Genomic DNA, 12,285 nt, shown 5'->3' on the forward strand with positions numbered 1-12,285 from the left:
ACCTACAAGGCGACCATCAGCATCAACATCCTCTTGCCAGGACCGACCAGCCCTTAACTTCACGGCCTTGTCCTTTAGGGCGGGGAGCACGTCAACAAAGGGGACCGCTGTGGAGGCCGAGCGCTGCCTCGGCGGCGCAGCCTTCCCTTTGCATCGGCACTGCCGTACTCGCCTGGCAGGTGGGTTCCGTCGCCGGCGCGAGTGCGTCCCTACGCCACCGGAAGGGATTGCGTTAAGAGCGCGTCAGGATTTCGTCAGACGAGGATATAGACGTACTGGCGGCGTCTTCGCCGCGTACGCTGGCGCAGCCGTCCACGTCGATGGCTGAATCTGTGCCGTACGACAGGAGCGCCCCACGATGGCCACCCCTGCCCGCTCCTCGCGCCTGCGCGCGTGGCTGCTGGAAGGCTTGACCGACCGCCGCCACAAACAGCAGCAGCACCCCGAGACCGCGCACGAGGGCAAGCCCTGGTACCGGGTGATGTGCCTGACCGGTCTCGACTACTTCTCCACCCTCGGCTATCAGCCCGGCATCGCGGCGCTCGCGGCCGGGCTGCTGTCGCCGCTGGCGACGATCGTGCTGGTGCTGCTCACCCTGTTCGGCGCCCTGCCCGTCTACCGCCGGGTCGCCAAGGAGAGCCCGCACGGCGAGGGCTCCATCGCGATGCTGGAGCGGCTGCTGTCCTTCTGGAAGGGCAAGCTGTTCGTCCTGACCCTGCTCGGGTTCGCCGCGACCGACTTCCTGATCACCATCACCCTGTCGGCCGCCGACGCCACCGCGCACATGGTGGAGAACCCGCACCTCACCAGCACCCTGCACGGGCACGAGGTGCTCATCACCCTCATCCTGATCGCGCTCCTCGGCGCGGTGTTCCTCAAGGGCTTCAGCGAGGCGATCGGCCTGGCCGTGGCCCTCGTCGTCTCGTACCTGCTGCTCAACGCGGTCGTCGTCGGGGTCGGCCTGTGGCAGGTGGCCACCCACCCGGAGGTGATCACCAACTGGACGAATGCGCTGACCACCGACTATGGCAACCCGGTCATGATGATCGCCATCGCGCTGGTGGTCTTCCCCAAGCTGGCGCTGGGCCTGTCCGGGTTCGAGACCGGTGTCGCGGTGATGCCGCACGTCGAGGGCGAGCCGGGCGACACCCCGGACAAGCCCGCCGGCCGGATCCGCGGGACGAGGAAGCTGCTCACCACCGCCGCGGTGATCATGAGCGTGTTCCTGATCTGCTCCAGCTTCATCACCACGCTGCTGATCCCGGCGGACGCGTTCAAGTCCGGCGGCGAGGCCAACGGCCGGGCCCTGGCCTACCTGGCGCACCAATACCTCGGCTCGGCGTTCGGCACCGTCTACGACATCTCCACCATCCTGATCCTGTGGTTCGCCGGATCCTCCGCCATGGCCGGCCTGCTCAACCTGATGCCGCGCTACCTGCCCCGCTACGGCATGGCACCGCACTGGGCCCGCGCCCTGCGCCCGATGGTGATCGTGTTCACCCTGATCGCGTTCCTGGTGACCTGGATCTTCAACGCCGACGTCGACGCCCAGGGCGGCGCCTACGCCACCGGCGTGCTCGTCCTGATCACCTCGGCGGCCGTCGCCGTGACCATCGCCGCCCGCCGGGCCCGCGAGCGCGGCTGGACCATCGCCTTCTCGCTCATCTCCGCCGTCTTCATCTACACCACGGCCGTGAACGTGATCGAACGCCCGGACGGCGTGAAGATCGGCGCCTGCTTCATCGCCGGCATCATGGCCCTGTCGCTGCTGTCCCGCCTGGCCCGCGTCTTCGAGCTGCGCGTCACGCACGTCGAGTTCGACGACATGGCGGAACGCTTCATCCGGGACACCGCCACCCGCACCATCCGCTTCATCGCCAACGAACCGGACAACCGCGACAAGACCGAGTACCGGGAGAAGATCGACCAGATCCGGGCCGACAACGACGTCCCGCCGGGCGACGACTTCATGTTCGTCGAGGTCACCGTCCTGGACCCGTCCGAGTTCGAAGCCGGCCTGCGGGTCAAGGGCGAGGTCATGCACGACCGCTACCGCGTCCTGACCCTGGAGTCCTCCTCCGTTCCCAACGCCCTCGCCGCCCTGCTGCTCCACGTACGCGACGAGACCGGGCAGCGCCCCCACATCTACTTCGAGTGGACCGAGGGCAACCCGCTCGCCAACTTCCTGCGGTTCTTCCTCTTCGGGCAGGGCGAAGTGGCCCCCGTCACCCGCGAGGTGGTCCGCGAGGCCGAACCGGACCGGTCCCGCCGCCCGCACGTCCACGTCGGCTGACACCCGTCCCGTAAGGAACGCGCCAGGAACTCCTTCCGCCGCGTCAGAAGGCCGTCAGCACACCCGCCCCCGCTCCGTTCCTGCCCTTGGATGGGTGGCTCGAACGGAGCGGCGAGGGAGGGCTCGTGCCGAAGGTAGTGGTCGGGGTCAGCGGAAGTCTGGGCAGCCTGGCGGCACTCCACCGGGCCGCCGCCGAAGCGCGGACGCGGAAGGCGGAGCTGTGCGCCGTCCTGGCGTGGCAGCTGCCGGGCGGCGGGCTGGGCGGCCGCAGCTCCTGCGCCGACCCGGCCCCGGCCCAGTGGCGGGCCGCGGCCGCGGAGCGGCTGCGCGAGGTCCTGGACACTGCCTTCGGAGCCGGCACGCCGGCCGGTGTCACCGTCGCGGGGTGGACGGTGCGGGCCACCGCGGGAGCCGCGCTCGTGGACACCGCCCGCGACCCGGAGGACCTCCTCGTGGTGGGCGCGGGCTCGCACGGCCCGCTGCTCCGCCTGGTCCGCCCCTCGGTGGCCCGCTACTGCCTCGCGCACGCCGCCTGCCCCGTGCTGACCGTGCCCCCGTCCCCGCTCGTGGCTGCGTACGACGCGGCCCACCGCCGCAATGCCTGGCGGCGGCCGCTCGACCTGCGCGAGCTGGGGCGCTGCGCGGGCCCGCCGCCGCACGGCCGGACCGGTCGTACCGATGTCGCCAAAGAGGCGTAGACGTCACGTCAGGAGCGGCGGAATTCCCGGCGGGCACGCCTAGCGTCCTGCCCATGGAACGAGGATTCACCGGACGTGCCGCGCGGGACGTCCACTGGGCGGGTGAGCGCCGTACCGCCTTCCGCGCGGCCGGACTCCTGACCGCAGCGCTGCTGGCCGTCGACGCGGCCGCCGGCTCGGCCTCCTGGCCGCGGGCCGCCCTGTGGGCCGGCCTCGGCCTGCTGCTCTACGCCGTCCTGCTGCCACCCCTGGTACGGGTGGCGCCCGGCCGCCTGACCGTCCGCACGCTGGTCGCCGAGCGCACGGTCCGCACCGACGCCCTGGTCTGCGTCCGCTGGTCGGACGGCGTCGCCCAGCGCCTGGTCCTCGTGGACGCCGACGGCCGCCGTGTCGAGGTCGACCCCGGCGTGCTGGTCCGCAACCCCGTCCTGTGGCACCGGTTCGACGCCGACGCACGGGCCTCGGTGCGGCGGGGCACGTTGCAGTACGGGGCCACCGCGCTGCGGCGGCTGGCCGCACGCATCGACCGGGAGACAGCCGAGCCCGTGTTCAAGGCCGCCGGGCTCGGCTGCTGATCCAGCGTCAGGACGACTTGTCGGTCAGGATCGCCGGGTCCGAGAGGCCGGCCGCGCCGGTCTCGACCTTGCCCGCGAAGCGGCGCACGAAGTCCGGGGCCCCGGACGCGGTGACCGTCACGTCGTACCAGCGGCGGCTGTTCTTCAGCGAGACGGTGTACGTGACCGTGGCGCCCCGGGCGACCGTGAGGTGCTTCGGGGTGCCGCCGTAGGCGTTCGTCACCGTGAGGGTGGCCGTCGAACCGCCGGCGTTGGTGCAGGTGAGGTCGAGGTTGCCGGTGGCGGCGTTGTGGCGGGCGGTGACTTCCGGGCCCGGGGTGGTGCCGGGGTTGCGGAAGCCGCGCAGGAAGCCGTTCGGGCCGTGCACGGTCAGGTCGGTGACCCCGGCCGAGTAGCGGGTGTTCCAGGTGTCCGCGATCGACTTGCCCGCCTCGGTCGTGTACGTCCAGGGGGCGTCGCTGCGGTTGCCGGACGTGACGTAGAACTGGGCACCCAGGTCCTGGCCGCCGCTGAAGGTCAGCCGGAACTTCCCCTCGCCGGTGAGGGCCGTGCCGTCCACGTACGGCGCGTACTTCAGCGGACGGGTGGGGCGCAGGCCCTTCTCCTGGCGCGGCATGCTGCCCACCGCCGGCGGGACGGCGTGGAAGTCGGGGTGGCGCTCCCGGTCCTGCGGCTGCCAGCCGCCGGTGTCGGGCAGCCGGACCTCGCCGGTGTCCTTGCGGGCGAAGTCGAAGGCGGAGGTCAGGTCACCGCAGACGGCGCGGCGCCAGGGCGAGATGTTGGGCTCCAGGACGCCGAAGCGCTTCTCCATGAAGCGGACGACCGAGGTGTGGTCGAAGGTCTCGGAGCAGGAGTAGCCGCCGGTGCTCCACGGGGAGACCACCAGCATCGGCACGCGCGGGCCCAGGCCGTACGGGCCGGCGACGTAGCCGGGCTTGCCGCCGAAGACGTCGAGCGCGGTGGGCGTGGTCGACATGCCCTGGTTGGCGTCGGCCGGGGCGTACGGCGGGACGACGTGGTCGAAGAAGCCGTCGTTCTCGTCGTAGGTGATGAACAGGGCGGTACGGGCCCACACGTCGGGGTTCGAGGTGAGGGCGTCCAGCACCTGTGCGATGTACCAGGCGCCGTAGTTGGACGGCCAGTTGGAGTGCTCGCTGAAGGCCTCCGGAGCGGCGATCCAGGAGACCTGGGGCAGCGTCCCGGCCTGGACGTCCGCGCGCAGCCGGTCGAAGTACCCCTCGCCGGCCTTGGCGTTGGTGCCGGTGCGGGCCTTGTCGTAGAGCGGGTTGCCCGGCTGGGCGTTCCGGTAGTTGTTGAAGTAGAGCAGTGAGTTGTCGCCGTAGTTGCCGCGGTAGGCGTCGTTGATCCAGCCCCAGGAGCCGGCGGCGTCGAGGCCGTCGCCGATGTCCTGGTAGACCTTCCAGGAGATGCCGGCCGCCTCCAGGCGCTCCGGGTAGGTGGTCCAGTCGTAGCCGAGCTCGGCGTTGTTGAGGACCGGGCCGCCGCCCTTGCCGTCGTTGCCGGTGTGGCCCGACCACAGGTAGTAGCGGTTGGGGTCCGTGGAGCCGATGAACGAGCAGTGGTACGCGTCGCAGATGGTGAACGCGTCGGCGAGGGCGTAGTGGAACGGGATGTCCTCGCGCGTCAGGTACGCCATGGTGGCGGGCGTCTTGGCGGGCACCCAGTTGTTGTACTTGCCCTTGTTGAAGGCGCTCTGTCCGCCCGCCCAGTCGTGGTTGAGGCCCTGGAGGAACTCCATGCCGAGGTCGTCCGACGGCGGCCGGAACGGCAGGGTCTCCTTGCCCGCGTTGTCGGTCTGGTGCCAGACGGACTTGCCGCTGGGCAGCGTCACCGGGCGCGGGTCGCCGAAGCCGCGCACGCCGCGCAGCCTGCCGAAGTAGTGGTCGAAGGAACGGTTCTCCTGCATGAGGACCACGACGTGCTCGACGTCGGCGATGGTGCCGGTGGTCCCCTGAGCGGGGATGGCGGCGGCGCGGGCGATGCTGTCGCCCAGCATGGTCAGGGCGGCGGCGCCACCCGTGAGCTGCAGGAACCGGCGGCGGTTGAGTTCTGCCATGGCGGATGACCTCTGCGGTTGAGGGGTGTGGAGCGCCCCCAGCACAGCGGGCCCGGGGGACCGGAGAGGGAGCCTGGCGTGACGGCGGGGGATACGCCAGACGAACGGCAGCCGGATTGCGCAGGGCTTCGGCCACTTCCCGCCGCTGTCCGGTCCGCCGGTGGCCTCGCCGGTACCTGATGTGAGGTCAGCATGCCGGCGCACTAGGGTGCGTACGGTGAACCTTCATGTTGTCGTGGGATTCGGGCCGGCCGGAGCCGCCACCGCCCGGCTGCTGGCCGCACAGGGCGAGTCCGTACGGGTCGTCACCGCGTCGGGCCGCCGCCCGGAGCCCGGAATCGAGCACATCGCGCTCGACGCGCGGGACGGCGAGCGGCTCGCCGAAGCCGCGAAGGGCGCGACCGCCCTGTACGGCTGCGCCGCGCCCCCCTACCACCGCTGGGCGGACGAATGGCCCGCACTGGCCTCGTCGCTCTGCGCCGCCGCCGAGGCGACGGGGGCCGTCCTGGTCCTGCTGGGGAACCTCTACGGCTACGGCCCGGTGGACGGCCCGGTGACCGAGCGGCTGCCGCTCGCGGCGACCGGCACCAAGGGGCGGGTCCGCGCCGCCGTGTGGGAGCGGGCGCGGGGACTGCACGAGCAGGGGCGCATCAAGGCGGTGGAGGTGCGGGCCTCGGACTTCTTCGGGCCCGGGGTGACCGACGGCGGGCACCTGGCCGCCCGGGTCGTGCCGGCGCTGCTGCGCGGCAAGCCGGTCTCCACCCTCGGGGACCCGGACGCCCCGCACAGCTGGACCTATCTGCCCGACGTGGCCCGGGCCCTGGTCGAGGTCGCGGGCGAGGAGCGGGCCCGGGGGCGCAGCTGGCACGTCCCGACGGGACCCGCGCTCTCCGTCCGGGAGATGGTCGGCCGCCTGGCCGAGCAGGCGGGGACGGGACCGGTCGCGGTGCGCAGGCTCCCCCCGGCCGTGCTGGCGGCGGCCGCGCTCTTCTCGCCGCTGCTCCGTGAGCTGAAGGAGGTCCGCTACCAGTTCGACCGCCCGTTCGTGGTCGATTCCAGCGCCTACGAGGCCGAGTTCGCGGTCCGGGCCACGCCCCTCGACCGGCAGATCGAGGCGACCGTGGACTGGTGGCGTGACCGACTGGCGACCACACGCTGACGGGCGAGCGTCCGCTGGCGGACGGCCGGACGGCAGCCCGCGCGGCCGCCGTCCGGAGCCGCTACGCGGCCCTGCCCGGGACCGGCGCCGTCAGCGGGGGGTTGAGGCGGGCGAACCCCTCCTGGCGCTCGTACGGGAAGTAGGGATACGGCGCCGGGCGGTGGCTGACGGCGTCCAGGCGCGCGGTCTGCTCCGGCGTCAGGCTCCAGCCGACGGCGCCGATGTTCTGGCGCAGCTGCTCCTCGTTGCGGGCGCCGATGATGACGGAGGACACGGTGGGGCGGCCCAACAGCCAGTTGAGGGCGACCTGGGGCACGGTCCGGCCCGTCTCCTGCGCGATCCCGTCGAGCACGTCGACGACGTCGTACAGCAGCTCGTCGTCGACCGGTGGGCCGTAGTCCGCGGTCGAGTGCAGCCGGCTCCCGGACGGCAGCGGACGGCCGCGGCGCACCTTCCCGGTCAGCCGGCCCCAGCCCAGCGGGCTCCACACGAGGGCGCCGACGCCCTGGTCGCGGCCGAGCGGCAGCAGCTCCCACTCGTAGTCGCGGCCGATGAGGGAGTAGTACACCTGGTGGGCGACGTACCGGGGGAAGCCGTGCCGGTCGGCCGCGGCCAGGGACTTCATCAGCTGCCAGCCCGCGAAGTTGGAGACGCCGACGTAACGGATCTTCCCGGCGCGCACGAGCTGGTCGAGGGCGGAGAGCACCTCCTCGACCGGGGTGGCCGCGTCGAAGGCGTGCAACTGGAACAGGTCGATGTGGTCGGTGTCCAGGCGCCGCAGGGCGTCCTCGGTCGCCCGGACGAGGCGCGAGCGGGAGGTGCCGGCGTCGCCGGGGCCGTCCCCCGTGGGCAGGCCCGCCTTGGTGGACAGCAGCACCCGGTCGCGGCGGCCCCGCACGGCTGCTCCGAGGACGGACTCCGAAGCGCCCGCGGAATACACGTCGGCGGTGTCGAAGAGCGTGATCCCCGCGTCGAGGCAGATGTCGACCAGGCGGCGCGCCTCGCGGGCGTCGCTGTTGCCCCAGGCCCCGAAGAGCGGACCCTCGCCGCCGAACGTGCCGGCGCCGAAACTCAGAACGGGAACGGTGAGACCGGAAGCGCCGAGCTGCCTGTACTCCATGACGAGCCCCCTCAAGACGGGTTAATGGAACTGCGGACCCCTTAAGCTGTCCCCACCGTAACAGCCGGAACGAACTAATGGAACTGGAGAACCGTTATGGCGGATGAGGGTGGCGCGGAGCCGGGCAGCCTGCGGCCCGGCGGCCGCACGGCCCGGGTGCGGGCCGCGGTCCTGCGTGCGGCCGGCGACCTGCTGGCCGAAGCCGGCTTCGACCGGCTGGACCTGGCGGAGGTGGCCCGGCGCGCGGAGGTGGGCAAGACCACCGTGTACCGCAGGTGGGGGACGCCGTCCGGACTCGTGGCGGACCTGCTGGGCGACATGGCCGAGCAGTCCGCGCCCCGCACCGAGACGGGCTCGCTCGACGGGGACCTGCTGGCCAATGCCGACCTGGTCCGCCGCACCCTGGCCGACCCGCGCCAGGGCCCGCTGTTCCGGGCGGTGATCGCGGCCGCCGGTACGGACCCCAGGGCCGCCGAGGCCCTGCACCGCTTCTACGCCGTACGCGTGGGGGAGTGGGCGCCGTGCGTCCGGCAGGCGGTGGAGCGCGGCGAACTGCCGGAGGGCACGGACGCGGAGGAGGTCGTCCGGGCCGTCTCCGCCCCCCTGTACTACCGGCTGCTGACGACCGCCGCACCGCCGGACGCGGCCGCGGCCGAACGCGCCGCCCGCGCGGCCGCGGCGGCCGCCCGCGCGGGCGTCTTCACCGCACCGGGCCCGGGGGCGACGTCGGACTGACCGTCACGCGTACAGGAAGACCGTGTCGAACCAGACCAGGTCGTCCTCCTCGTGGAGGAAGAACCGGCCGTCGGCCTCGTCGCCGGACGTGGACTGCTCCGGCTGCCGGGCGAGTACCCGCAGGTCGTACGCCGTACTCGCCCACCAGCCGGCCCGGTCGGGCACGTGCTTCGCCAGCGGCGCGGGAAGCTCGGCGGGCAGGGACACCGTCTCGAAGCGCTCCCCCGCGGGGGCCGCCCCGAGCGTGGCGGCCACCGTGCCTTCGGTCAGCCGGGCCACCCCGACCAGCCGGATCCGGGAGTCCGGGCCGGGTATGGTCTGCCGCTTGCCCGCCTCGTCGAGGTCGTACCCGAGCCAGTGCGCGCCGGACAGCTCGCCCAGCGCCGCGAACCGGCTGCGCAGCGGCTCGACGTCGGTCCGTACGCGGAGGTGGTCCTCGTTCGGCCGGAGCTCCGCGCAGCCGGCCGTCCCGGCGAGGGGCAGCAGCGCGGCCCCGCCGAGCAGGGCGAGGAACCGCCGGCGCTCCGCTGCGCCGCCCCACCGTCCGGTCATGGTCCCCCCTGGTTCGTTCGTGCCGCCGGGCGCGACCCCGTCCTCCCGCCGTGGTACGACGGCCGGGACACGGGGAGACGTCCCTCAGGGCGCGGGCGGTTCCCCCGCGCGCACGTGGACCGCCCCTCCGCGCGGCCGAAGTAGGGGGCCGGGCCGGGCGCCCCCGCGGCAGGCCCGGGTCACCGGGCCCCCGCCGAGGTGCTCGGCGTCCCGCTCGGACCCGCCGGTGCCACCGAGGTCGAAGGGCGGGCCGGCGACGACGACCTGCGCGAGGGCGACGGCTGACCCGGTCCGGCGGCCCCGGAGAGGGCGAACACCCGCAGGAAGAACTGCGCGAGCGGGCCGATCGCCAGTGCGTACGCGACGGTGCCCGGGCCGACGCTGCCGCCGAGGAGGAATCCGGCCGCGAGCACCGTGAGCTCGATCCCGGTGCGCACCAGCCGCAGCGACCGCCCGGTCAGCCGGTGCAGCGCCGTCATGAGGCCGTCGCGCGGTCCCGGCCCGAAGGCGGCCGCGATGTACAGGCCGGTGGCGACGCCGTTGAGGACCACGCCCGCCGCCAGCGCGCCCACCTGGGCCGCAACGCCGTGCACGTCCGGCACCGCCGCCAGGGTGGCGTCCATGGACAACCCGACCACGAACACGTTGGAGACGGTGCCCAGGCCGGGCCGCTGCCGCAGCGGCCACCACAGCAGCAGCACCAGCGTCCCGACGGCCACGGACACGGTGCCGATCGTCCACCCGGTGTGCTCGGCGAGGCCCTGGTGGAAGACGTCCCAGGGGCCGAGCCCGAGCCCGGCCCGGACCAGGAGCGCCGCGCTCGCGCCGTAGAGGGCGAGGCCGACGTAGAGCTGGAGCAGCCGGCGGGGGAGGCGCCTCGCGGGGCGTGCGGAGGGTGGGACGGTGGACACGGGTGGTGCCTTTCGTGGAGCCAAAGACCGATGGACCACACGGTGTGGCATCCACTCTGCGGCGGCACAGGGCCAATTCGGGGTGAGTGGCCTTATTTCTGTCCTGCCTGCTGTCCGACATGGTCCGGCGCGTGAGAACACGCACATTTTTGGTCGTTTTCGTCCGAATTGGTGAATGCTGGAGGGCGGTCCGGCGCACGGTTCGTGTCTCGGGTGGATCGCCGGCCGCCACAGCCACGACTGACACGGCACACCGCCGCCACGGGAGAGACATGCGACGTGCACACCGCCTGCTGAACGACTGGCGTACGGCCCTGCCCCTCGCGGGCGGAGCCGTCGTACTCGGCTTCGGCGGCCTGTATCTCGTCGGCCTGGCGGCGGCGGGCGACAGCATCGCCGACGGCACCAGCGTGCGCGGCGTCGACATCGGCGGCATGAGCCGGGCGGAGGCCCGGGCGGCCCTCGACCGCGACCTCGGCCCGGCGGCCGCCGCGCCGATCACGCTGAAGGTCGACGGTGGCCGCACCGCACAGGCCGTCCCCGCCGCCTTCGGCCTGTCCCTCGACACCCGGGCCACCGTCGACCGCGCCGCACGGTCCGGCTCCGACCCGTTCACCGTGATCGGGCGGCTGGTCATGCCGGCAGAGGACCGTGAGATCGAACCCGTCGTCCGGGCCGACGGCCCCGTGGACCCGGCACGCGCGGCCGAGAAGCTCGCCGACTCCGCCGGGAGCCCGGTCCGCGACGGCGCCGTCACCTTCCAGGACGGCGCGGCCCGGTCCGTCGCCCCCGCGACCGGGGTGACCGTACGCGCCGACCGGGCGGCCGAGGTCGTCCGCGCCGCCTACCTGAGCCCGCAGGCCGGCCCCGCGGCCCTGCCGGTGGAGCTCACCCGGCCGGCGGTCGACACGCAGGAGACCGCGCGGGCCATGGAGGAGTTCGCCGAGCCCGCGATGTCCGGGCCCGTCACCCTCACGGTCGGCACCAAGCGGATCGTCCTCACCCCGGAGGTCCTCGGCCGACACCTGGCGCTCACGGCGGACGGCGCGGGCAAGCTCGTCCCGAAGCTCGACTCCGCGGGGCTGCTGGCCGACCCGGACGTCGCCCGGCAGGTGGCCGCGATCACCGCGCCCTCGCGCGGGGTCACCTTCGAGGTGGACGCCGCCGGGCGGGCGGTGGTCGCCGAGGACGCACGCAGCGGCGTCCAGGTGACCGCGAAGGCCCTCGGGGACGCCGTCCTGCCGCTGCTGACCCGGACGGGCGACGCCCGTACGGCGGAACTCGCCACGACGGCCGTCCCGCCGCGGCTGACCGCGCAGAAGGCCCGGCAGCTCGGCATCAAGGAGAAGCTGTCGTCGTTCACGATCAACTTCCCGGCGGCCCCCTACCGCACCACCAACATCGCGCGCGCCGTGGAGCTCATCAACGGCTCCGTCGTCCGGCCGGGCGAGAGCTGGAGCTTCAACAGGACGGTCGGCGAGCGGACCGAGGAGAACGGCTTCGTCGACGGGATCATGATCAACGACGGCCGCTACGTGAAGTCGCCCGGCGGCGGTGTCTCGGCGGTCGCGACGACCATGTACAACGCCATGTTCTTCGCCGGCCTGAAGCCGCTGGAGCACGGGGCGCACTCCTTCTACATCGAGCGCTACCCCGAGGGCCGGGAGGCCACCGTCGCCTGGGGCACCCTCGACCTGCGCTGGAAGAACGACTCCGGCAACGCGGTCTACGTCCAGGCCGAGTCCACGGACTCCTCGGTGACCATCAGCCTGCTGGGCACGAAGGCGTACGACGAGATCCGCGCGGTCAAGGGCCCGCGCACCCATGTCACCCCGCCGAAGAAGATCGAGGCCTCGGGTCCGCAGTGCGAGGTGCAGACCCCGCTGGAGGGCTTCGACGTGGCCGTCGACCGGGTCTTCGTCCGGGGCGGGCAGGAGGTCAAGCGGGAGACGTACCGCACCCACTACACCCCGCGTGACGAGGTGACCTGCGACCCGCCGACCTCGGCGGCCCCCACGGCTCCGGCGACCCCCGCGGCGCCGGCCGCCCCCGCGGCCCCGGCGGCCCCTGCTTCTCCGGCCGCCCCCGCGGCGGGCGGGGGGGCCCGGGGGGCGAGGTGGCGGGTGTAGCGCCAGTGTTCGGGTGGCGTCGCCGCGTCGGCCGGG

General features: G+C 73.3%; 10 protein-coding genes. 6 read left to right on the top strand and 4 right to left on the bottom strand.

Annotated features, from left to right (window positions below; all coding sequences use genetic code 11):
• The first annotated feature begins 358 nt into the window (after positions 1–358).
• From ACFVGY_RS26470 to ACFVGY_RS26480, 3 genes are all read left to right on the top strand, one after another.
• Positions 359–2,293, top strand: coding sequence for an amino acid transporter (locus ACFVGY_RS26470; protein ID WP_385681450.1), 1,935 nt, complete (start codon positions 359–361; stop codon positions 2,291–2,293).
• Positions 2,294–2,418: 125 nt separating this feature from the next.
• Positions 2,419–2,991 carry a universal stress protein gene (locus tag ACFVGY_RS26475; protein WP_385681452.1) on the top strand — a complete coding sequence of 191 codons (573 nt, stop codon included), beginning with the start codon at positions 2,419–2,421 and terminating at the stop codon, positions 2,989–2,991.
• Positions 2,992–3,044: 53 nt separating this feature from the next.
• Positions 3,045–3,566, top strand: coding sequence for a hypothetical protein (locus ACFVGY_RS26480; RefSeq protein WP_385681454.1), 522 nt, complete (start codon positions 3,045–3,047; stop codon positions 3,564–3,566).
• Positions 3,567–3,573: 7 nt separating this feature from the next.
• On the opposite strand, the gene ACFVGY_RS26485 is transcribed toward ACFVGY_RS26480, so the two are convergent.
• Complete coding sequence (locus tag ACFVGY_RS26485; protein ID WP_385681456.1) at positions 3,574–5,643, bottom strand: phosphocholine-specific phospholipase C; 2,070 nt, start codon at positions 5,641–5,643, stop codon at positions 3,574–3,576.
• A gap of 217 nt (positions 5,644–5,860) precedes the next feature.
• On the opposite strand from ACFVGY_RS26485, the gene ACFVGY_RS26490 reads away from it, so the two are divergent.
• Positions 5,861–6,802, top strand: a complete 942-nt coding sequence (locus tag ACFVGY_RS26490) for an NAD-dependent epimerase/dehydratase family protein (protein WP_385681458.1) — start codon at positions 5,861–5,863, stop codon at positions 6,800–6,802.
• A 61-nt stretch (positions 6,803–6,863) separates the two neighbouring features.
• Here ACFVGY_RS26490 and ACFVGY_RS26495 read toward each other — a convergent pair whose 3' ends face one another.
• Positions 6,864–7,922, bottom strand: a complete 1,059-nt coding sequence (locus tag ACFVGY_RS26495; RefSeq protein ID WP_385681460.1) for an aldo/keto reductase — start codon at positions 7,920–7,922, stop codon at positions 6,864–6,866.
• A 96-nt stretch (positions 7,923–8,018) separates the two neighbouring features.
• Between ACFVGY_RS26495 and ACFVGY_RS26500 the strand changes: the two genes are divergently transcribed.
• Entirely contained in the window at positions 8,019–8,657 is a 639-nt protein-coding gene (locus ACFVGY_RS26500) for a TetR/AcrR family transcriptional regulator (protein WP_385681462.1), read from the top strand.
• A gap of 3 nt (positions 8,658–8,660) precedes the next feature.
• Here ACFVGY_RS26500 and ACFVGY_RS26505 read toward each other — a convergent pair whose 3' ends face one another.
• Together ACFVGY_RS26505 and ACFVGY_RS26510 are read right to left on the bottom strand one after the other, a co-directional pair.
• Entirely contained in the window at positions 8,661–9,209 is a 549-nt protein-coding gene (locus ACFVGY_RS26505; protein ID WP_385681464.1) for a hypothetical protein, read from the bottom strand.
• A gap of 179 nt (positions 9,210–9,388) precedes the next feature.
• A complete protein-coding gene (locus ACFVGY_RS26510) occupies positions 9,389–10,120 on the bottom strand; it encodes a YitT family protein (protein ID WP_385681466.1) in 732 nt (243 codons plus the stop codon).
• A 272-nt stretch (positions 10,121–10,392) separates the two neighbouring features.
• On the opposite strand from ACFVGY_RS26510, the gene ACFVGY_RS26515 reads away from it, so the two are divergent.
• On the top strand, positions 10,393–12,249 hold the full coding sequence (locus ACFVGY_RS26515) for a VanW family protein (protein WP_385681468.1): 1,857 nt from the start codon (positions 10,393–10,395) through the stop codon (positions 12,247–12,249).
• The last annotated feature ends 36 nt before the right edge of the window (positions 12,250–12,285 follow it).

Origin of the sequence: Streptomyces sp. NPDC127106 (assembly GCF_042677605.1) — a bacterium.
GTDB lineage: Bacteria > Actinomycetota > Actinomycetes > Streptomycetales > Streptomycetaceae > Streptomyces.